Genomic DNA, 20,073 nt, shown 5'->3' on the forward strand with positions numbered 1-20,073 from the left:
ATTATGCCTAGCACAAAGGTTTGAGTCTGCGATCAGGCGAAGACATCGGCATGCTGGAGCAATGAGGCTGCCTGATCCTTACCCGACAGCTGCGGTGTGATGTCCCCCAGTTGCCAGTCGATGTTCAGTTGCGGGTCATTCCAAAGAAGGCTGCGCTCGGATGTCGGATCGTAGTAGTCAGTCGTTTTGTACAGGAATTCCGCGTACTCGCTCAATACGACAAAGCCATGGGCAAAGCCTTGCGGTACCCATAGTTGGCGGTGATTGCCGGCGGAGAGTCGTACGGCAACCCATTTACCGAAATGCGGCGAGCTACGACGGATGTCGACCGCCACGTCGAGCACTTCGCCTGCCGTGACACGGACCAGTTTGCCTTGAGTGTTTTGCAACTGATAATGCAAGCCGCGCAATACACCCTTTTGCGAGCGGGAGTGATTGTCCTGCACAAACTGAACGTCCACTCCGGTCGCGTCTTTGAATGCCTTGGCATTGAAGCTTTCATAAAAAAAGCCGCGTTCATCACCAAATACCTTGGGTTCGATGATCAAGACACCAGGCAGGGTGGTGGCGATTACATTCATGGGGGCTCCGGTAGTTCGGACAAATTGATGGCGCCTATTCTTGCCCAAAGTCGCGAATGGCGCGAGCTTTCAGTAGAGGGGGGTTGCTTATCCCCCGACTCAGTGGCGATATAGACGTCCGATAAAACCACCTTAAGGGGTCGTTGTATGCCGTTCGCCACGTTGGTTCACCGTGTCAGTTTGCCTAGCCCACAGATCAGCACCGAGCAAGCGCTGGTGCTGTTGCGCGCAAATTATGGACTCAGCGGTGACCTGCGACCCCTCGGCAGCCAGCAAGACCTCAATTACCGCGTCGACAGCGAGCGCGGGCGGTTTGTGTTGAAGATTTGCCGTGGTGAGTACGCTATCCAGGAGTTGCAGGCCCAGCATGCGGCTCTCAAACATCTGGCCGGGCACGCTGCGGTAAAGGTGCCGCAGGTGATCGCCGCAGGCAACGGGCAGGACCTGTTGACCCTGGAAGTCGGCGGGCAAGCGGTTCATGTCCGCTTGCTGGAATACATCGATGGTCAGTCCCTGACCCAACTCAAGCACCTGGTGCCGGAGCTGGTAACCGGGCTGGGACGTTTATGCGCGGAAATTGACCTGGCCCTGGCGACGTTCGAACATCCGGGCCTGGAGCGCACGTTGCAATGGGACGCCCGTCACGCCAATGCGTTGATCGAACATCTGCTGCCGGTGATCCAGGACGAGCAACGGCGCACGCTGATCGCCGACGTTGCGCAACAGGCCGAGCGGCGCTTGCAGCCACTCAAGGCCAACCTGCCGGTACAGGCGATCCACATGGACATCACCGATGACAACGCGGTCTGGCAGCGCGATGCCCAACGTCAGTGGCAATTGCAGGGCGTCATTGATTTCGGCGACCTGGTCCGCACCTGGCGCATCACCGATCTGTCGGTGACCTGCGCGGCCCTGCTGCACCATGCCGACGGTGATCCGTTCTTCATATTGCCGGCGATCAAGGCCTATCACGCAGTCAACCCGTTGCAGCGCGACGAATTGCTGGCGCTTTGGCCAATGATCGTCGCGCGCGCCGCCGTACTGGTGCTCAGCGGTGAACAGCAGGTTGCCATCGACCCGCAGAACCAATACAGCCGCGACAATCTGGAACATGAGTGGGAAATTTTCCGGGTCGCCCACTCGGTGCCTTTCGAACTGATGGAAACGGCGATTCTCACCGCCGTCGGCCACAGCCTGCCAGCCATTGCCAGCGAAGGCTTCGCGCCGTTGTTGCCGACCCTGGTAGGCCGTGAATTCGCCCTGATCGACCTGGGTGTGCTGAGCCCGCATTTCGAAGCGGGGAACTGGGAACAGCCGGGAATCGACCGGCGCCTGCTGAGCGAGGCGGCTGGCGTTCACGGCCTGGCGGCCAGCCGTTACGGGCAGTACCGATTGTCCCGTACCCGGCCGGACAGCGCCGTTGAACCGGATACTTATCCGTTGCACGTGGAGCTGAGCGTGCCTCGGGGCACGCCGCTTGAATCACCGTTCGCCGGGGTCGTGCACAAGACCGCCGACGGCATGCTGCAACTGGACAGCGCTCAACTGAGCGTACGGCTGTGGGGCGTGACGTCGCCGTTGCATTCCGGGGCGGCGCTGGTCAAGGGGCAGGTGTTGGGCGAAGTGGAGGGGCCGCTCTCGGTCCAGTTGTGCCGGGGCGCCCAGTTGAATCCGCCGTTGTTCTGCACACCTTCCCGGGCCGCGGCCTGGCAGGCGTTGTGCCCGTCACCGGCGCTGCTGCTGGGGCTGGCTTGCGATGCCGAGCCGGAGATCGATCCCGAGGCGCTGCTGGCCCGTCGCGATGCGAGCTTCGCCCGGTCCCAGAAGCACTATTACGTCGACCCACCGCGCATCGAGCGCGGCTGGCGCAACCATTTGATCGACATGCAGGGGCGCTCCTACCTCGACATGCTCAACAATGTCGCGGTGCTGGGGCATGGGCATCCGCGCATGGCCGCGGTAGCCGCCCGGCAATGGTCGCTGCTCAATACCAATTCACGTTTCCACTATGCGGCGGTTGCCGAGTTTTCCGAGCGTCTGCTGTCGTTGGCCCCATCCAACATGGACCGCGTGTTCCTGGTCAACAGCGGCACCGAGGCCAACGACCTGGCGATCCGCCTGGCCTGGGCCTACAGCGGCGGGCGAGACATGCTCAGTGTGCTGGAGGCCTACCATGGCTGGTCGGTGGCCGCCGATGCGGTGTCGACCTCCATCGCCGACAACCCGCAGGCCCTGAGCAGCCGCCCGGACTGGGTGCATCCGGTGACCGCACCCAATACCTATCGTGGCGAATTCCGTGGCCCCGACAGCGCGCCGGATTATGTGCGCAGTGTCGAACACAACCTGGCGAAAATCGCCGAAAGCAAACGCCAGCTCGCCGGTTTCATCTGCGAGCCGGTGTATGGCAATGCCGGTGGGATCGCGCTGCCGCCCGGGTATCTGAAGCAGGTCTACGCCATGGTGCGCGAGCGCGGCGGGGTCTGCATCGCCGACGAAGTCCAGGTTGGTTACGGGCGCATGGGCAAGTTTTTCTGGGGCTTTGAAGAGCAAGGCGTGGTGCCGGACATCATCACCATGGCCAAGGGCATGGGCAACGGCCAGCCGCTGGGAGCGGTCATCACCCGCCGGGAAATCGCCGAGGCCTTGGAGGCCGAGGGCTATTTCTTCTCGTCGGCCGGTGGCAGCCCGGTCAGTTGCCGGATTGGCATGGCGGTGCTGGATGTCATGGAGGAGGAAAAACTCTGGGAAAACGCCCAAGTGGTGGGCGGACATTTCAAGGCGCGGCTTGAGGCCTTGATCGACCAGTATCCACTGGTCGGTGCGGTGCATGGCTCCGGGTTCTACCTGGGCGTGGAGCTGATCCGCAACCGCGCCACCCTGGAGCCGGCCACCGAAGAAACCATGGCGCTGTGCAATCGCCTGCGGGAGCTGGGGATCTTCATGCAACCGACGGGTGATTACCTGAACATCCTCAAGATCAAGCCGCCGATGGTCACTAGCCGCCAGAGCGTGGACTTCTTCGTCGATATGCTGGCGAAGGTATTGGACGAGGGGCTGTAATCGACCTGGAACGTCAAGCTGTTCTCCTGTGGGAGCGAGCGTGCTCGCGATGACGGTGTCCAAGCCAGTATTAATGTGGCTGAACGACCGCTATCGCGAGCGAGCTCGCTCCCACAAGGGTTAGCATTGCTTTTTAAATCGATTTTTGTCGGTGTTTTTCGCTATTTTTTGATGGCGTTTAGTTTTTTTGACTTTATTAGTCGATATTTATCGTTTATAAAGTTGCCACTGCCCATCGCCCAGGAGATGACTCATGACAACGTTGCACAGCACTCCGCGCGCGGACGGTTTCCACATGCCTGCCGAGTGGGCGACCCAGACCCAGGTCTGGATGATCTGGCCCGAGCGTCCGGATAACTGGCGCCTGGGCGGCAAGCCCGCGCAGGCCGCCCACGTGGCGCTAGCCAAGGCCATCGCCCGGTTCGAGCCGGTGACCGTTGCGGTGTCCGCGGCCCAGTACGAAAACGCCCGGGCGCGCCTCGACGTGCCGAATATCCGCTTGGTGGAAATGTCCAACGACGATGCCTGGGTCCGTGATACCGGCCCGACATTCGTGATCAATGACAGCGGCGAAGTGCGCGGTGTCGATTGGGATTTCAACGCCTGGGGCGGCTTCGATGGCGGCCTGTATGCACCGTGGAACCGTGATTCACAGGTGGCCAGCAAGATCCTCGAGATCGAGCGCAGCCCGCGTTATTGCACCGAAGGTTTTGTGCTTGAGGGCGGTTCGATCCATGTCGATGGCGAAGGCACCCTGATCACCACTGAAGAGTGCCTGCTCAACCGCAATCGTAACCCGCACCTGAGCCGCGAAGACATCGAGGCGGTGCTCAGCGCGCAGTTGGCGGTAGATAAGATCATCTGGCTGCCGAACGGTCTGTTCAATGACGAAACCGACGGCCATGTGGATAACTTCTGCTGCTACGTGCGCCCAGGTGAAGTATTGCTGGCCTGGACCGACGATCCGCAGGATCCGAACTACAGCCGTTGCCACGCGGCGATGGACGTGCTGCAACACAGCACCGATGCCAAGGGACGCCCGTTCGTAGTGCACAAGATGCCGATTCCGGGGCCGTTGTACGCCACCGAAGAAGAGTGTGCGGGCGTGGATGCGGTGGAAGGTTCCCAGGAACGCAATCCGACCGTGCGGCTGGCCGGTTCCTACGTGAACTTCCTGATCGTCAACGGCGGCATCATCGCGCCAAGTTTTGACGATCCGCTGGATGGCCCGGCCAGGGAGCTGCTGCAAAGCCTGTTCCCGCAGCATGAAGTGGTCATGGTGCCGGGGCGCGAACTGTTACTGGGGGGCGGGAATATTCATTGCCTTACCCAACAGCAACCTGCGCCGCGGGCAAAATGAGTGGTGATGTAACAGCCGGGTGACATCGACTGCACCGGCTCTACACCGACACTTTTGGATCCATCCAGGCAAGCCCGCGGCCCGATTGGTGCGCGGGCTTTTTTGCGTTTGTTTATTGGCGCGACGGATACATTGGCATAGCTCTTGTATCTGGAGTTGAGCAGTTCTGGGGAGAGAACTGAGTTGTTTTGTCATAAACCTTGGATAAATTGGCCGCTCATCAACCAGGAGAGGGCGCTGGAATGAATATGATAAGCGAGCGCATATGCCATCCCTTGGCCGTTAATGGTGAGTCGCTTCAAGCCTTGGCGCAGTGGTTGAAGTCCAACGGAACGCGTCAGATCAGAGAACCTGATCCGCGCCAGATAATCGTTGAGCGCTACCCCGCTGGGCTGTTCAGCGAGGCAGAGCTGGAAGCGTTGTGGGATGTGATGCAAGGATAGAATTCGACGGATTGATAAAAAGCGCTGGCCGGGAGGGCAGCGCTTTTTTTTTTGCCCCGCTGGATTTCAAGTTCACACAAGCTTTTATGGAAGCGAGCTCGCTCGCGATAGTTTTTTAGACGTTTTTCGCCTAATCCCAGACGATTCATGAAATTGACACGCTGTTGAGGGCGCGACTAGGATTTGTCCACGCCTGTGGCTAACAGCCATGACTCTTAAATAATAAAAAGGCCCGACACGATCACCCGTGGGCGGGCCTTTTCATTATTTCAGGAGCAAGAGTCCGAAAAAGAGCGCAAAAGCGCCATTTCGGCTGCCAGTCGCAGTGCGTATCAACCCTTACAAGGAAAAATAAACATGTTGAACAAGCGCATTGGTTTGATCGCACTGGGGATTTTTAGCACAACACACGCCATGGCCAGCGACCAGGCCGAGTCCAAGGGGTTCGTTGAAGACAGCAGCCTGAAAGTGCTGTTACGCAACGCCTACATGAACCGCGACTACAAAGATGGCAATCAGGACAAAGCCGAATGGGGCCAGGCGGCCATCGGGACGTTCTCGTCCGGCTTCACCCAGGGCACCGTGGGTGTGGGCGTGGATGCCTTTGGCCTGTACGCGCTGCGTCTGGACGGCGGCAAGGGTCGCTCGGGGGCACAAGGCATCGACTTCTTCAAGCAAGGCGACAGCGGCAACGCGGCCGATGACCTGTCCAAGTTTGGCGCAGCGGTCAAGTTCCGTGTCTCTAATACGGTGCTGGCCTACGGTGACCAGATGCCGGCCCTGCCGGTGCTGAGCTATGACAACTCGCGCCTGCTGCCGGAAAGCTACACCGGCACGCTGATCACTTCCAAAGAGATCAAGGGCCTGGAACTGAACGCTGGTCGTTTCACCGCCGAATCGCGCAAAAGCGCCGAAGGCCGTGACAGCGGTGGCCTGAAGTCGATCAACGTATTGGGCGGCAGCTATCAGTTCACCGAGCAGTTCAAGGCTTCGCTCTACGCCTCGGATGTCGAGGACGTATTGAAGAAGCAATACGTGAACGCCAACTATGTGTTTGCGCTGGCCAAGGATCAGTCCCTGACCCTGGATTTCAACGGTTATCGCACCAAGCTGGATAACGGCTACGTTCGCGAAAACAACGTCACCGGCGACGACAACAAGATCTGGAGCCTGGCTGCCACCTTCGCCACGGGTGCGCACAGCTTTACGCTGGCCCACCAGCGCAGTACCGGCGACAGCAACCTGGGCTACGCCTACGGCGGTTATCAGCGCGGGCAGAATCGTGTGGGTGACGGTGGTAACACGATCTACCTGGCCAACTCCTACTGGTCCGACTTCAACGCTGAAGACGAACGCAGCTGGCAGCTGGGCTACGGCCTGGATTTCACCACCTTCGGTGTACCGGGCCTGACCTATAACGTCGCTTACGTGCGTGGCGATAACATCACCACGTCCACCAGCGAAGGCGGCACCGAGCGCGAGATCTTCAACCAGTTCAAGTACGTGGTCCAGGGCGGCCCGGCCAAGGACTTGAGCGTAAGGTTGCGCAGCTCGATCCTGCGTGTGTCGCAGAAATCCAGCGAGTACAACGTCAGTGGCAACGAAGTGCGGGTGTTCGTGGATTATCCGATCAGCGTCTTCTGATCCTGATCGCGTGATGAGCGCCTGATGAAACCCCCGAGCGCAAGCTCGGGGGTTTTTGGCTTTTAAGGTCACAAATACCGTTGAAACCAGCTTTTTTTGCGGAAAAAATTCGTACTAATTGCGCTTCATCCACCGTTTCAAGCACGGCTTGAAATGCCTCAAATTCTTTCTCATGGACGTAAATCCTGGACCTACTAGATTAGGCCGCTCAACGCAGTGGAGACCTATAAAAAATGATCGTTCTGAACAAGGAAGTGGGCGAAGCGCTACGACGTGACAAATACGTCAACGTCCGCGGTGGAGACTTCAACCTCTACGGTCATTTCGGCGACTTTGTCCGGCTGACCAAAAGCTGGGAAAACATGGAGCCCGACAGTTACTACGGCCAGGCCGAGTCAGGCATGCGTTTTCGCCGCTACAGCGACTTCGAATACAACCCCACGACCCGTGAGCTCAAGCAGCTCGAGCACCGAGCCTACGTTCAGTCCAAGGCCAACAACAGTTATGTTGGCGGACTGGAGCGGCACTTCCAGGACTTCTCCAACGAAGTGATCAACTCGCCCGTGATGCGCAGCCTGATCGACACGGACTTCGAGGTTTACAAGAACGTCCTTCCGCAGGAACTGCACGATGAAATCTGGCAGTGCCAGATCCATCAGATCCGCATCGAGATCAAACCGGGCAAGCAGCTGGAAATCACCCCGGAAGGCATTCATTGCGACGGCTATCCGTTCAGCGGCGTGCACTTCTGGGGCCGCCATAATGTGGTGGGTGCCGAGAGCCGTTTGTACACCGCCCAGGAAGAACAGCTGGCGGCGACGACCTACGAGGACATCCTCGATACCACGTTCTTCCTCGATCGCGACATGCGCCATTACGTGACGACGGCGCGCAACGTTCACGCCCATGAAATGGCATTCCGGCAAATCCTGGCCATTTCCTTCTCGCGGCCCGGGACCGCTTTCGACATTGTTCGCTGAACGGATCGAACCCATGGACGACTCGGTGCAGCAGGTTCTGTTGCGCCGGGCCTTGGTCAAGGATTCCGAACGACTGGAGCAGTTTTTTCGCGGATTCAACGAGGTGTCGTTCTGCGAATGGCAGGATGCCCGTTTCTTGCGGGGTGTATTGTTGCAGGACACCACCACTGCATACCTGGCCATCGATGCCTGTGGCGAAGTGGTCGGTGCGGTCATCGGTGGCATGCTTGGCACCCGCGGCACGATCAATCACCTGGCCGTCAGCCCGGCGCATCGCACCCGCGGCTTGGGCCAGCGCCTGGTGGAAGCGGCTTCGGCCGACATGAAACGGGTGGGCGTGTTGCGCATGTTCCTGTTCGTCGACGATGCTAACCTGGCCGGCAAGCGTTTCTGGGCTGCCCAGGGGTTCTGTGAGCCTCGGGGTGAAATCACTTTCGAGAGGGATTTATGAACAAGACTTCCAGCCAGCCGCTGGCGGTCGAACCACAAGCCTCGCGTACCTTTGCTGAAGCCAGTCCGGTGGTAGCGGGTTATTTCACGGTTTCGTTTGTGTTCGGTCTGATGGCGGTCAACGCCGGGTTGCCCTTGTGGTTGCCCGTGGCGATGTGCCTGTTCGTCTATGCCGGCGCTTCGCAATTCGCGGCGTTGGCGTTGATCTCCAGTGGCGCCTCGTTGACCACCATCGTGCTCACCACGTTCTTGATCAATGCGCGGCACATGCTGATGTCGGTCTATATGGCCAAGGCTTTGCGGGCGCTGGGGCTCAGTCGTTTCGAGCGCTGGTGCTACGCGGCGGGGCTCACGGATGAGTCATTTGCCTTTCACAGCGTCAAGCTCGGCAGCGGCGCGCCGGTAAGTGTGCGTTACCTGATCGGCTTCAACCTGTTTTGCCACACTTCATGGGTACTCGGCGGTTTGCTGGGGGCCGTGTGCGCGCAATACGCGGCGCACCTGATCAAGTACCAGCTCGATTATGCCCTGACGGCAATGATGCTCTACGTGCTGGTTTCGTTGTGCAACACCCGTAACAAGTTGATCGCGGCCCTGGCGGCTGTCGTCTGCATGGGGGCGCTGAGCCTGATGGGCAGTTCGCCGTTCAATGTGTTCATCGCCACGTTCGTTGGCTGCGGGGTGGGCGTATGCCTGACCAAACGTTCCTGATCCTGGTCGTCGTGCTGATGATGGCCGTGACGTTCCTGCCTCGTGCCCTGCCGTTGCAGGTCAACACCGAAAACTGGCCGCCTTTCGTCGCTCGCGCCTTGGAGTACCTGCCGGTGGCGATCGTGGCTGCCATCAGCCTCACCCCACTGTTGATCAAGGATCAGCAGATACAACTCGATCGCCCGGAATTTTATGCCGCGATTCCGACGCTGTTATGTGCGTATTTCAGCCGCAATCTGTTTCTCAGTGTGGCGGTGGGCACGGCGGCGTACATCGCGCTCGGTTCGTTCCTGTAGCGTCAGGTCTACCACATCGTGCAGCGCCTGGCCGGACAGTTCCGGATTGTTCACCGCCAGGCGGACTTCGAGGAAGTCCTCGAAGTCAGGGAAAATCGCCAGACCGTTGCGCAGCGCCGCTTCACGGGACACCAGCCCCAGGCCATCGAGCTGGCTGATCAACGACAGCGTCAGCGTTTCACTGCAGGAATACACCATCCGTTGGCTCGAGCCGTATTCGCCCAGGCCAGCGTCGAGAAAACGAAGGAAGCTGTGGGAATAGGGGCACTCTTCTGCCGGACGCACCTGAAACTTGTCGCCGAGCAAACCGAGGGAATCGTCCTCATCGCCACAATGGGCACCGACGACCCGCACCTGCACGTCTGGCATGGTGATACTGGAAAAACCGCTCTGCTGTGTTCCGATCAGGATCGCCAGGTCAAAATCTTCGTTCTTGAGCTTGCTCAAGTTTTCCATCGACTCGGCGTAACTGAACTCCAACTGATACTGGGGGAACACAGCGATCAAGCGATCGATCATCCGCCGATTGAACTCCGCTGGCAGGGTGGTATTGAGCGCCGCTTTCAGCGTGCGCTGCCGGGGCGTCTTGAGTGCCGCGACTTTCTCTTCCAGCTGTCGCGTGGCCACCAGCACCTGATCCATAAAAGGGGTCAGTTCCGAGCCCTGGCTCGTCAACGTCAGGCCCTTGTTCGAGCGTCGGAACAGTCGGAAACCGAACTGTTCCTCGACCTTGTTCAACTGCGCCGCCAATGCCTGCACCGTGAGGCACGAATGCTCGGCAGCCGCCGACAACGAGCCGGTCTGCACGATGCGCATGAGGTTGCGTAGAATTCTGCTATCCATAGGGTAATGCCCTCTGCATAAGTGGGCTCGCTATTGTTGTGCCTGGTCGGGCCAGGCAGTGCACGCTGGCTATCATCATGCACCTTGCCACGGTTGTCGCGAATTTGTGCTGAAAAGCGCCGACAAGCGATGGTTGGAGCTTATGCGGGATTTGAGGGTTTTGCCCAGTCGATGCTGACAGGGATCGGCGAGTAGCATCGTATTCGGCAAAACAAGCCGAACTTCAAGTGAGGGTGTAGGGGGATTGAAATATCAGCTCTATTAGTTCGCTTGCGAATTAAATATTAAAAAATATCCATATCTGTACTATCCTCTACGCATCACCCCGCTACAAAGGAGCCCAAACCCATGGCTACTTCATCGATCAACCTCAACGCACAGCAACAATTGGACTCCCCGGACGCGGGTCGAGTCGCGTTGAAGTTTTTCTTCAACCTCATGGAGCTCTGGGGCTGCAGCGTCGAGCAGCAGCGCATATTGCTGGGCAAGGTGGGAAACACGACCTTCTACAAATACAAACAGCTGCCGGAAAATGTCAGGTTGCCTCGCGATACGCTGGAGCGGATTTCCTACCTCATGGGCATTCACAAGGCGCTGAGCATCATCTTCAGCAACAGCCGGGACCGTGCGTACCAGTGGGTCAGCAGCCCCAACACCGCGGCACCCTTCAACGGCCAGTCGGCACTGTCCTACATGCTGGCCGGACGAGTGGTGGACATTGCCGACGTGCGCCGCTACCTCGACGGAGTGCGTGGTTGATGATGCCCCCCTTGGCTGACCCGCAATGGAAGCGGGCCTATCGGATCGTCAACAGCAGCTTTCCGCCGATCTCGCTGTTCGAAGACGTACTCGATCCTGAGGATTTGCCCACGGCCTATGCCCTGGAAGCGCTGACCAATGATCGATTGATGGAAGAGGCCGGCGTGCTGTCCCGGGTTCGCCCCGAGGACCGTATTTCCGGGCCCGGCTCCTCACCTGTCATGGCGGCGTTTACCCACATCGGCAAAAGCAGCCGTTTCAGCGACGGCACCTTCGGCGTCTACTACGCGGCCAGCAGCCAGGAAGCCGCCATCGCCGAGACCTGTTATCACCAGGCCCGATTTCTCGGGGCGACCAACGAGCCGGACCTGGAATTGACCATGCGCACCTACGTCAACAAAGTCGTCAAACCCTTGCACGACGTCCGCCACGACTACCCGCACCTCCACAACCCGGACCCCACCGCCTACGGCCCGTCCCAGGTGTTCGCCCGGCAGCTGCGGGAAACCTTGTCCTGGGGGCTGCTGTACAACAGCGTCCGCCTGCCCGGCCACGAATGCGTTGCCGCGTTTCGCCCGCCAGCGGTGTCGGTGCCGGTGCAGGGCAAACATATCCGGTATGTCTGGAACGCCCAGAAGCGGGAGATTTCGTTTGTGTTTGAGGTGAGTCAGGTGTGAGCAGGACTTTTGCTAGCGCGGATTGATCGTTCCCACGCTCCCCCGTGGGGAATGCATCCCGTGACGCTCTGCGTCACCATGCGGAACGCAGAGCGTCCCCGGCGGCATTCCCACGCGGAGCGTGGGAACGATCATCAAATCTTGAACTGCTGCACCGAAGCCTGCATCGAGCCCGCCGCGTCGTTGAGTTGATCCGCCGTTTGCGTCAGGTTGTGAATCGAGCGAGTGTTTTCCCGGGATTGCTCGGCAATCGACTCTACCCGCTTAGCCATCTCATCACTGGCCTTCGATTGCTCGGCAATGGTCTGGGAAATTTCCTCCACCACTTCAGCGGCATGCCGGGCGCCGGTGCGGATTTCGCTGATGGATACCCCGGCCTGCTGGGCCAGGTCCACGCCTTCATCCACCCGGCTGACACAAGCCTGCATATTCGCCACCGCATCCCGTGCGCTGGATTGGATGCGCTCGATCATCGCGGTGATTTCCTGGGTCGACTGGGTGGTACGTGCCGCCAGGTTGCGCACTTCGTCCGCCACCACCGCAAAGCCACGGCCCGCCTCGCCAGCGCGAGCGGCTTCGATGGCGGCGTTGAGGGCCAGCAAGTTGGTCTGTTCGGCGATGCTCTTGATCACCTGGATGATGGAATGAATGTCTTCCGAAGACGCGTCCAGCGCCGTGATCTTGCCGGAGGACTGGTTGACCACCTCGGCGATCCGGTTCATGCCTTCCACCACCCCGAGAATCACTTGGCCACCGCTGCTCGCCAGTTGCTCGGACTGCGCCGAAATCGCCCGTGCGCTGTCGGCGTGCTGATGGATCTGGCTGATGTTCGCCATCATCTGCTCCATGCTCGCCGCCATGCTGGTGGCGCTATGCGCCTGCTGATCGGCGCTGGAAACAATGTGCCGTGCCGTATCGCCCAAGGTCCGGGACGTGCCATGCAGCTCATCGCTTTGGTTACGGATGGTGGCGATCATCTGCCGCAAATTGGCTTGCATCTGCTCGATCACGCTTTGCAATTGACCCAGTTCGTCTTTGCCATGCGCGCCCATCGACCGCTGCAAATCCCCTTGGGAAATCGCCTGGGTATTGAGGATGATTTTATTCAGTGGCGTGAGCACCGCCTTGAGCAAACTCCACGACAACAATACCAACGCCACACACGTGGCCAACAATGTAAGGATCAGCCAGGTCTGCGACGTTTGAATACTGCTGTCCTGATGCTCGCGAGACGATTGCGCCTGGTTTTCAATCAGCTCACTGACCGCCTCGTTACGCTCTTCCAGCGCCGAAAACGCCGTGTCGAACTCCGCCCGCAATGCCCGACCATCCTGAGCCCCGCTCAGGGCCTTGGCGATCACCTGCTTCGCTTTATCGATGTAGGTTTCAACCTGTGGCTTCAACTCGACAATCGCCTGGGCGACCTCCTTCGGCAACTTTGCCTCGGCGTTCTCGGCGATGACCTTGCGCATTCGCTGCGTATGCTCGTCGAACGCCTCCGTCACCTCTTTGGCCGCCTGAGTATCCCCCGGCGCCACCAGCAACGCAGCCAACACATCGGCACGAATGGCGTCGTGCATCATGTCCGCCTCCATGTGCTTGCGCATGGCCGAAATACTGGTCTCGTTCTGCACCAGGGCCTCGGTCATGGAGTGATAACCCCACACCCCGATGCCACCGAGCAAAAGGGTAAAGAAAAGGCTGACAAACCCCGAGCCTATGATCTTGGTGCGGATCTTCATCGCTACTGCTCCTGGAGCGGGGATGTCTGGGCAAGTGTAGTCGAGTGCCGGCAGAGCCTTGGGACAGGCATCGCTCTTATTTGAAGGTATCGGCGGGAAAAATGATTAGATGAATATCCACAAGACCGGCGAGCGCGTTGCTCCCGCTGGGCGGCGAAGCAGCCTTTCTTTGTATCCGGGCCCTTAGGTGCCAGACCCAATGCTGCCCCGTTCAAGTGGACAGCATCGGGCTATGAGAGAACCCAAGCGCAATGACTCCCCGGCGCCTCCAGCACTTTCACTACGTCGATGACGGCCTTGCTCATGTCCTGCAAATAACACGAGGCCCAGGCATCGCGATCCGTATTGCGAATCATCGCCGCGTCTTCGGCCAAGAGCTTGGCGACATGGAGCAGGTCGGAGGCGTGGGACAGGGCTTCGCCGGCGTTGACGTGGAGGAGTGGACGGTTGGAACCCCCGTGGGCACTAAAATGGCACTCGTTTACCGCGGACAGCTTTTTCATAACTGAACTTTATTTGTTTAATAAATTCAATTCGCGTCGGGAACAATATTGGCGGCTGCTTCAAATACTTCGGGAGCGTTATACCCATCTTCCCAATACCGATCCGACTCTATTAATGTCGCAGATTTCCAGCCATTGAAAGGCATGCTCCAACAATGTACATAGTATTCTACCTCCCGCTGCCATACTCCAAAATCAGGAAGGTTTTTTTGTAGGTGTAAAAACTCATGTACGTCTTCATTATTAATACGTACTACTTCTTCTATGGCTTCTGCTCTTGTTATGCCTTTGAAGTTTTCCAATACTTTTACCAGATTCACAAAAAAATCACCCGTGGCTTCCTCTTTAAGCAGGGATTGGATGTCGTTAAAGTACCCGGGTATGCGACCGGAAACCCTGGATAACTCTCGGATGACTGGGTGCCTGTGTATTTCATCAGGAAGCGTTACACCTGTTTCCACTTCCATAGATTCATTAAAGGCGCGAAGCATCAACGTCTTTTCCCGGATCATTCGTTGATTGGATGGTGTCGGGAACCGCCTATCTCTCTTGTACATGGTTTCTATTTCCACACCATCGAAATAAATATCTATGTTATCTGCAATACGATCGATGGACGACTGGGGTATAAATGCCAGGAATTCCTGACGCATTTGCGCGAGAAACGCCCCGAGTGGAATATTGGCATCGCTGGCAGTAAGGGTTCCTTTTAAAACAGCAACGGAACATTTTTGCCCATGACGTACCCCCTCGGGTGTACACAGCTCATATATATCATCGTTATACATGGACCATAACATAAGGCGTGCCAACGGTATCAATCTTTCATGAGTTGGCGTAAGGGGCCACCATCTTGCAGCCATATAACCGGTACGAACACGTTTATAATTTTCGCGGGCAGCTTCGGGGAGCAGGCTTCTAAGTTCACCGTCGATCCATTGCTTGTCGGTATGTTCCTGTATGGCTGCGGCATATGGACTTATCAAATCAGGGGTAGGATAGATAAGCCTTGTTTCAAGAATTTCACGAATGTTCATAATCGCTCACTTAGGTAATTGATCAGTTTTCGGTTTTATCTGTAGTCTTTGGTGAATTTATTTCAGACTGCCGTGATCCTTCTCCTGTCCGACCTTCGGGGGGAGGACTGTCCCTTTACATGTTGTTGATCATCAGTACGGAAAAGTATTATCTGGGAAATGCAGATCGGTCTACTGTCGATAGTGACAGGTTCATAGATGTTTTATGAATAGCGAATAGAGCTTTAAGGAATAATACGATATTTTTAAGTGCGGGTTTGTCTGTCGGTTGTTTGGAAGGTGCCGGCAGTTTATCTGCTAAAGAGGATAGTTTTTATGGAGGGCAGCGGAATATGAAAGTTCGAAAATGATGCTTGCACGGCCTATCAGATCCGCCTGATCCTGATTTATCGCAAAGGGATAAAAGGTTTCCTTGATCAAATGGAGGGCCGTGCCCAAGAGTGCTAGGTTTGATCCGGATGAATCTCTTGATTTGCTGAACATCCTGCGTAGTTTTTCTGGAGTGAGCATTGAGACACCGAAGGTCAGTGGAGCTGTTGCGGTTGCTCCAACGGATCTTCATTCAATTCCCCGGCCCCCGATTTGGTGTGGGATGGCCGAATGGTTGTATTTACGGGCGTCATGGCTTTTGGGCCGCGTAAAGATTGCCAGGCATTGGTCGAGGAGCGTGGCGGTTTGATTGGGGGCGGGGTGAGTAAAAAAGTGCATTACCTGGTGGTCGGCAGCGTGGGCAATGAGCAGTGGCGCCACAGCACCTACGGAACGAAGATCATGAAGGCAGTGGAGCTGCGGGAGGCAGGGGCTTCGATTGCCGTTGTGAGTGAGGATCACTGGCAAAAAATGCTGTTTGGTTGAGCCGGTCCAAGAAAGGCTGCCCGTTGTCCTGGCTGAAAGATTGTCGGTGGGTTTGATGGCCTCATCGCGAGCAAGCTCGCTCCCACAGGTTTTTCAGGTGGGGAGGAAAAGTGAAGACCCAGAAACAACAAAGCCCTCGCATTTCTGCGAGGACTTCGTTTTGTATGGTGCGGCACCAGGAGTCGTATCAAGGCCCAAGGGCATGAATTCAAACATTATTATCATTGAAGATATCTGATGCTATCCCTAAAACTACCTCAAGCAACCTGCACGGTTGCTCGCAGGGAAAAATCGGAAAAGCAGGAAAAATGACAGCTTAGAGACCGAGCTTATGATCTATGCCCCTAAACTGAAAGTGATCCGCCGAACGCTTAACCACCGCCCAGCAATATCTTGCCACATGTTCGAATATATGGTTTCGACCACAGCTACCAATCGCAGCTAGCGGCTGTGGACGATACAAATTCTATTGAAACCCGCTAGCGGATTCAGACTACTCCCTGCCAACAGATAGTCACAATTACAACCTATGGAAATATAAGATGAGCCGAGCGCCAGATTTAAGTAAGCATCAGCTCAGTTCAAATCTTCCGAGCTTCGATACCACACAAGTCAGCCCCCTCTACTATCTCAAAATACTCCACATCACTACCAATAAATTCACTAACAAGATTTTTGTAATGCTGCTTCCGATCATTACTCATTTTCATCCCAAACACAATCTGACTTAGAGTACCAGGAAAGTCAAACAGCCCATGACTTTCCTCTACGTATCGCCACTCCTTCTCATACTCCCAGGCAGGAGTCTTAGTACTTATTGCTGATCTAAACACATCATCTTCAAATGACACTCTCTGAATATTAGGCATACCGCTACCGGGAGCCATAATTTGCACTTCATTTTTAAAGCCAGCCTTGAACATAGGCTTTTCTCTTGCATAACTTACAGGCAAGCAATGTCTAGTACTTGCCAACTTGGAGCCCGGCGTGATTGAAAACCCAAGCGCTACGCCTTGATGGCAAGCACCATAGTGCGCCCACATCAACTCACTATAACAAGTCTCACTAAGACTGAATATACCAACTGCAGAAATTCGGCTACGCATATCCTTGAATACATTTTCAGGTCTAGATAGCTGTATTCCATGTTCGGAATACAGTTCTCGCATGGCCTTTATCTTCCTAGGATGATCCAGTTTTTTTAAGCGCTTCAACCATTGTTTGGTTTCTCGCTCACTCAGAGAAAGAATATTCTTAGGAGGTTCAAAAAATGGCGGACGAGCTATCATGCCCATTAACTGGGCCCCTTCCATGGTTCGGATATTGCTAGCTTCCCACTCCTTAGGAATTTCACCAATTCGGCACTCTAAAGGATCATTCAACTGAGCCGGTGATGATAACCAAATTTTCTTTTCTTTAAAAATATTCTCTGTGCGCCCAGAGTCATCCCTGTATTTGAATAACACATTAGGAATAGGTTTTTCACCGCAAGCCATCGATAACACCCATATACTCCCTGAGAATTCACAAAACTTCTAACAGCTGACTAATTGGCCGAGCCCGACCCTGCAGAGCAACATAAAAAAGAATCAGTATAATCCAACAAAGATCGCTACACATAACATTATTACGCCATGCCAAAACTTATCGCTCGCGATATCGATAGTTTCCGTCGAAAGTGTCGGTTTTGCCTTTACGGGCGATAGCTATCTCCCTAGCACGCTACCAACTTCTGCCCATTGACACCGACCGTGAAAACAATATGAGCATCCTCATCTACCCGAATACCCATGACTTTTCCAACCGACAAGCGAGCAGCCGCACAGTTAGTAAGTAATAGTACCGCGTCGCCTCACTCCGCCCGTTTAGGCGACGATCGAGAAACCAAGCCAAATGCTTTCTCTGCCAAGCCCAAGGCGTTTCTCGTTGCCAGCGCTTTGCGATTTCAGTCTGAATAGTTTTCGCCTGGCGCAAATGGCGTTGCCGAGTTGCGTGCGAGCCGGTCAGCACCCCAGCTAAGAACAACTCCATGTCGAATGGCTTGCTCATGGCCGGCCACCAATGTAGGCCGCGACCACATTGATCCGACCATGCCCCAGTTCATAGCTGATTTGTCGTCGGGCCTCACGATCAAGGTTCCTATCTACCTGGCAACATTGGCCGCCGTAGATAGGTGCGCGGTGTTGGGTGATCTGCTCATAGCGTTCACATGCGTAAGCCGCTCGAAGCTCATGGAAGCCTTTGAGGTTGTGTGCATGCAGGATGTCTCGCGCAGGGCGGATGATTTCTTGCAGAAACTTCAGGTAGCTTTCGTGTGGCGCAAGCAGGTTGCGGCTACCCGCAGGCGATACCTGCCGTGCAAACCCAAGTGCACCTCGAACATTGTCATCCATCGCAATCCAACGTGGCGCCGAGGCCCCGGCGCGACCACCTTTGGTGCCATCCTGAATGTTTATCCTGTCTAGGTCGTTAGCCTCACGGCTTAGCCGTGGCAGGTCAGCCAAGATGGCCTCACGCAAGCGCATCCCGGTGGCTCGCGCCAACAGAACGATTGCGGCGGCCCGTAGTTGATGTTGGCGGCAGAGCGCATCGACGATCTGCTTAACCTGCTCGCGGTCTTGACCCTGCGGCACCGAGTGTCGAACCCCGGTGCGCTGGATACCCAGCGCCTTACTCGGGCTCGGCAACTTCACATACTGATCACCGCGAAGCGCCGCCATGGTCCTGTTAACGCTGGATAGCCGATTTTGTGCGGTGCTGATGGCGAGGTCACCGCGCTCAACCACGTCGCGCAGATACGCCGCATAGTCGGCCAACACCCTCCGATCAATCTGCCGGGCATCATTGATACCGGGCCCCTGTTCGGAGCGGCACCATTTCGCGAATGCCAACCACCGGTCACAGTGCGCCTTGACCGTGCCGTAGTGGCCTCCGCCAAACATGTCTTTCAGCGCCTGCGGCCCGGCGTAGCTCAATTGCCTGCCGTAGCCGAAATTACGACCATCGCGTCTACCCACCAATGCCATATCGCTCCTCTCATCTTCTGCTCTACAGTCCTCGCCCCACGTCATCCCGCCAAGAATGCTGAGTGTTATCAGGGATCAAGGCCCCTGCGACCTGTGAGGGTTGTCCACTAACGCAGGACTGGCGGCTCCTTACGACCGGGAGCTTGGGCATCTCATGATCTGGCCTCCTGAACACTTCCGCAGAAGTGGGCGGGTGGAGGCTGCGCTGGCTGACGAGACCAATGCCGCGAGATCCTGATTCGGGTGAAGGCAGTGAAGCGATGACCGGGGGCATGCCTGACTGTCAGTCAGGTGCAGTCCATTCCGTGGGTTGCGGCACCATCATCTGCATCGCTGTTGCTGGTGACTTTTCGGTGTTTGTCACGCCGATTGTCACGAGGGGGAATGCCGCAAAGCCTTGTACGAGTTGGGCTGCAGCAGCGGTAGGAGCGCCCGTCTCTTTCCGGGAGAAAGAGACGGGCGCAGGTTGGCGCAATGAAATGGCCAAACGGATAGGTTGCTGCAGGGCAGCTATGAAAGAGTATGAGTTGCCGCAGTGGGGACACTGATAAAAGTAGGCATCCATCACATCGCTGTGACCGTGCGGGCCGCCGGACGCTAATCGCACTTTGGGAGAACCACCACGGTGTGGCGTAGCCTTAAAGGTTCTGGCTACCTGGGGTTGCTGTCAACGACAGCGCTTTGCCCGATCTTTTCTACGCCTGTGGATAATTCAGGTCAAGGCTCGAATTTTCGGGGATTCTCCGGCTGTGGATGAAATTATCCACCAGTGGAAATCAGTAGTTTTCCACAGACAGTTGCGTGGGCTTTATATTTTTTAAATGAGGTCCATCCAAGCGGATCACCGAAATATGAAGATCGAGCGCTCACTCCGAACCTAGGCGAAGAATACTGGCAAAACCGCATACTCGATCAGGCCGTTCGACAACAAAACAGTCATGAATTGGGGGGTAAACCGCATCGATGTGGTGCTATTTCTGAACCTAGTACGCACCAACTCACAGGTCATCCGGCAGCGACACACAAGGCAGGCGGATAGGATGTGTAAGGTGATTGACGACCGTGGGGGCATGTGGCGGAAGAAGCATCTGAAATAGTTTCTACAT

18 protein-coding genes and 1 pseudogene are annotated in these 20,073 nt (G+C 56.5%); 11 read left to right on the top strand and 8 right to left on the bottom strand.

Annotation, left to right across the window (positions count from 1 at the left end; translation table 11 throughout):
• Window positions 1-32: 32 nt before the first annotated feature.
• On the bottom strand, window positions 33-581 hold the full coding sequence (rfbC, locus tag LOY70_RS01450; protein ID WP_265032674.1) for a dTDP-4-dehydrorhamnose 3,5-epimerase: 549 nt from the start codon (window positions 579-581) through the stop codon (window positions 33-35).
• Window positions 582-728: 147 nt separating this feature from the next.
• Here rfbC and LOY70_RS01455 point away from each other — a divergent pair, with 147 nt between their 5' ends.
• From LOY70_RS01455 to LOY70_RS01490, 8 genes are all read left to right on the top strand, one after another.
• A complete protein-coding gene (locus tag LOY70_RS01455) occupies window positions 729-3,641 on the top strand; it encodes an aminotransferase (protein WP_265032676.1) in 2,913 nt (970 codons plus the stop codon).
• Window positions 3,642-3,894: 253 nt separating this feature from the next.
• Window positions 3,895-5,001: an agmatine deiminase gene (gene aguA, locus LOY70_RS01460; RefSeq protein WP_265032678.1), complete on the top strand. Its 1,107-nt coding sequence runs from the start codon at window positions 3,895-3,897 to the stop codon at window positions 4,999-5,001.
• A 242-nt stretch (window positions 5,002-5,243) separates the two neighbouring features.
• On the top strand, window positions 5,244-5,444 hold the full coding sequence (locus LOY70_RS01465) for a hypothetical protein (protein ID WP_123414886.1): 201 nt from the start codon (window positions 5,244-5,246) through the stop codon (window positions 5,442-5,444).
• Window positions 5,445-5,801: 357 nt separating this feature from the next.
• Complete coding sequence (locus tag LOY70_RS01470; RefSeq protein WP_265032680.1) at window positions 5,802-7,088, top strand: OprD family porin; 1,287 nt, start codon at window positions 5,802-5,804, stop codon at window positions 7,086-7,088.
• A 233-nt stretch (window positions 7,089-7,321) separates the two neighbouring features.
• Window positions 7,322-8,068 (top strand): 2OG-Fe dioxygenase family protein, encoded by a 747-nt coding sequence (locus LOY70_RS01475; protein WP_265032682.1) that lies wholly within the window; start codon window positions 7,322-7,324, stop codon window positions 8,066-8,068.
• 13 nt (window positions 8,069-8,081) lie between these two features.
• Window positions 8,082-8,519 (top strand): GNAT family N-acetyltransferase, encoded by a 438-nt coding sequence (locus LOY70_RS01480; protein WP_265032684.1) that lies wholly within the window; start codon window positions 8,082-8,084, stop codon window positions 8,517-8,519.
• Window positions 8,516-9,229: an AzlC family ABC transporter permease gene (locus LOY70_RS01485; protein WP_265032686.1), complete on the top strand. Its 714-nt coding sequence runs from the start codon at window positions 8,516-8,518 to the stop codon at window positions 9,227-9,229. Before LOY70_RS01480 ends, LOY70_RS01485 begins: the two co-directional genes overlap by 4 nt.
• Window positions 9,208-9,525: an AzlD domain-containing protein gene (locus LOY70_RS01490; protein ID WP_025211316.1), complete on the top strand. Its 318-nt coding sequence runs from the start codon at window positions 9,208-9,210 to the stop codon at window positions 9,523-9,525. The genes LOY70_RS01485 and LOY70_RS01490 overlap by 22 nt, the downstream gene beginning before the upstream one ends.
• Here LOY70_RS01490 and LOY70_RS01495 read toward each other — a convergent pair.
• Complete coding sequence (locus LOY70_RS01495) at window positions 9,442-10,368, bottom strand: LysR family transcriptional regulator (protein WP_265032688.1); 927 nt, start codon at window positions 10,366-10,368, stop codon at window positions 9,442-9,444. The two genes, LOY70_RS01490 and LOY70_RS01495, sit on opposite strands and share 84 nt — an antisense overlap.
• 348 nt (window positions 10,369-10,716) lie before the next feature.
• Between LOY70_RS01495 and LOY70_RS01500 the strand changes: the two genes are divergently transcribed.
• Window positions 10,717-11,127 carry an MbcA/ParS/Xre antitoxin family protein gene (locus LOY70_RS01500; protein WP_025211318.1) on the top strand — a complete coding sequence of 137 codons (411 nt, stop codon included), beginning with the start codon at window positions 10,717-10,719 and terminating at the stop codon, window positions 11,125-11,127.
• Window positions 11,127-11,804 carry an RES family NAD+ phosphorylase gene (locus tag LOY70_RS01505; RefSeq protein ID WP_265032691.1) on the top strand — a complete coding sequence of 226 codons (678 nt, stop codon included), beginning with the start codon at window positions 11,127-11,129 and terminating at the stop codon, window positions 11,802-11,804. The genes LOY70_RS01500 and LOY70_RS01505 overlap by 1 nt, the downstream gene beginning before the upstream one ends.
• A gap of 134 nt (window positions 11,805-11,938) precedes the next feature.
• Here the strand turns inward: LOY70_RS01505 and LOY70_RS01510 are convergent, their stop codons facing one another.
• The 3 genes from LOY70_RS01510 to LOY70_RS01520 form a co-directional block, all read right to left on the bottom strand.
• Complete coding sequence (locus LOY70_RS01510) at window positions 11,939-13,546, bottom strand: methyl-accepting chemotaxis protein (RefSeq protein ID WP_265032693.1); 1,608 nt, start codon at window positions 13,544-13,546, stop codon at window positions 11,939-11,941.
• Between the two features lie 230 nt (window positions 13,547-13,776).
• A complete protein-coding gene (locus LOY70_RS01515) occupies window positions 13,777-14,049 on the bottom strand; it encodes a DUF3077 domain-containing protein (protein WP_265032695.1) in 273 nt (90 codons plus the stop codon).
• Window positions 14,050-14,075: 26 nt separating this feature from the next.
• Window positions 14,076-15,086, bottom strand: a complete 1,011-nt coding sequence (locus LOY70_RS01520) for a terpene synthase family protein (RefSeq protein WP_265032697.1) — start codon at window positions 15,084-15,086, stop codon at window positions 14,076-14,078.
• A 451-nt stretch (window positions 15,087-15,537) separates the two neighbouring features.
• Between LOY70_RS01520 and LOY70_RS01525 the strand changes: the two are divergent.
• Window positions 15,538-15,941 (top strand): annotated as a pseudogene (locus tag LOY70_RS01525) (BRCT domain-containing protein); the annotation flags it as partial.
• 581 nt (window positions 15,942-16,522) lie between these two features.
• On the opposite strand, the gene LOY70_RS01530 reads toward LOY70_RS01525, so the two are convergent.
• The 3 genes from LOY70_RS01530 to LOY70_RS01540 form a co-directional block, all read right to left on the bottom strand.
• Window positions 16,523-17,437 carry a DUF2971 domain-containing protein gene (locus LOY70_RS01530; RefSeq protein ID WP_265032699.1) on the bottom strand — a complete coding sequence of 305 codons (915 nt, stop codon included), beginning with the start codon at window positions 17,435-17,437 and terminating at the stop codon, window positions 16,523-16,525.
• 280 nt (window positions 17,438-17,717) lie between these two features.
• Window positions 17,718-17,990, bottom strand: a complete 273-nt coding sequence (locus tag LOY70_RS01535; RefSeq protein ID WP_265032701.1) for a hypothetical protein — start codon at window positions 17,988-17,990, stop codon at window positions 17,718-17,720.
• Window positions 17,987-18,967 (bottom strand): integrase domain-containing protein, encoded by a 981-nt coding sequence (locus tag LOY70_RS01540; protein ID WP_265032703.1) that lies wholly within the window; start codon window positions 18,965-18,967, stop codon window positions 17,987-17,989. Before LOY70_RS01540 ends, LOY70_RS01535 begins: the two co-directional genes overlap by 4 nt.
• Window positions 18,968-20,073 lie beyond the last annotated feature (1,106 nt).

Origin of the sequence: Pseudomonas sp. B21-054 (assembly GCF_026016345.1) — a bacterium.
Taxonomy (GTDB): Bacteria; Pseudomonadota; Gammaproteobacteria; order Pseudomonadales; family Pseudomonadaceae; genus Aquipseudomonas.

Coding starts and splice junctions, on each gene's coding strand:
- LOY70_RS01515 (WP_265032695.1), bottom strand. CDS start 14,049: ATGAAAAAGCTGTCCGCGGTAAACGAGTGCCATTTTAGTGCCCACGGG.
- LOY70_RS01490 (WP_025211316.1), top strand. CDS start 9,208: ATGCCTGACCAAACGTTCCTGATCCTGGTCGTCGTGCTGATGATGGCC.
- LOY70_RS01480 (WP_265032684.1), top strand. CDS start 8,082: ATGGACGACTCGGTGCAGCAGGTTCTGTTGCGCCGGGCCTTGGTCAAG.
- LOY70_RS01540 (WP_265032703.1), bottom strand. CDS start 18,967: ATGGCATTGGTGGGTAGACGCGATGGTCGTAATTTCGGCTACGGCAGG.
- LOY70_RS01510 (WP_265032693.1), bottom strand. CDS start 13,546: ATGAAGATCCGCACCAAGATCATAGGCTCGGGGTTTGTCAGCCTTTTC.
- aguA (WP_265032678.1), top strand. CDS start 3,895: ATGACAACGTTGCACAGCACTCCGCGCGCGGACGGTTTCCACATGCCT.
- LOY70_RS01530 (WP_265032699.1), bottom strand. CDS start 17,437: ATGGCTTGCGGTGAAAAACCTATTCCTAATGTGTTATTCAAATACAGG.
- LOY70_RS01520 (WP_265032697.1), bottom strand. CDS start 15,086: ATGAACATTCGTGAAATTCTTGAAACAAGGCTTATCTATCCTACCCCT.
- LOY70_RS01500 (WP_025211318.1), top strand. CDS start 10,717: ATGGCTACTTCATCGATCAACCTCAACGCACAGCAACAATTGGACTCC.
- LOY70_RS01535 (WP_265032701.1), bottom strand. CDS start 17,990: ATGAGCAAGCCATTCGACATGGAGTTGTTCTTAGCTGGGGTGCTGACC.
- LOY70_RS01485 (WP_265032686.1), top strand. CDS start 8,516: ATGAACAAGACTTCCAGCCAGCCGCTGGCGGTCGAACCACAAGCCTCG.
- LOY70_RS01465 (WP_123414886.1), top strand. CDS start 5,244: ATGAATATGATAAGCGAGCGCATATGCCATCCCTTGGCCGTTAATGGT.
- LOY70_RS01495 (WP_265032688.1), bottom strand. CDS start 10,368: ATGGATAGCAGAATTCTACGCAACCTCATGCGCATCGTGCAGACCGGC.
- LOY70_RS01475 (WP_265032682.1), top strand. CDS start 7,322: ATGATCGTTCTGAACAAGGAAGTGGGCGAAGCGCTACGACGTGACAAA.
- LOY70_RS01505 (WP_265032691.1), top strand. CDS start 11,127: ATGATGCCCCCCTTGGCTGACCCGCAATGGAAGCGGGCCTATCGGATC.
- LOY70_RS01455 (WP_265032676.1), top strand. CDS start 729: ATGCCGTTCGCCACGTTGGTTCACCGTGTCAGTTTGCCTAGCCCACAG.
- rfbC (WP_265032674.1), bottom strand. CDS start 581: ATGAATGTAATCGCCACCACCCTGCCTGGTGTCTTGATCATCGAACCC.
- LOY70_RS01470 (WP_265032680.1), top strand. CDS start 5,802: ATGTTGAACAAGCGCATTGGTTTGATCGCACTGGGGATTTTTAGCACA.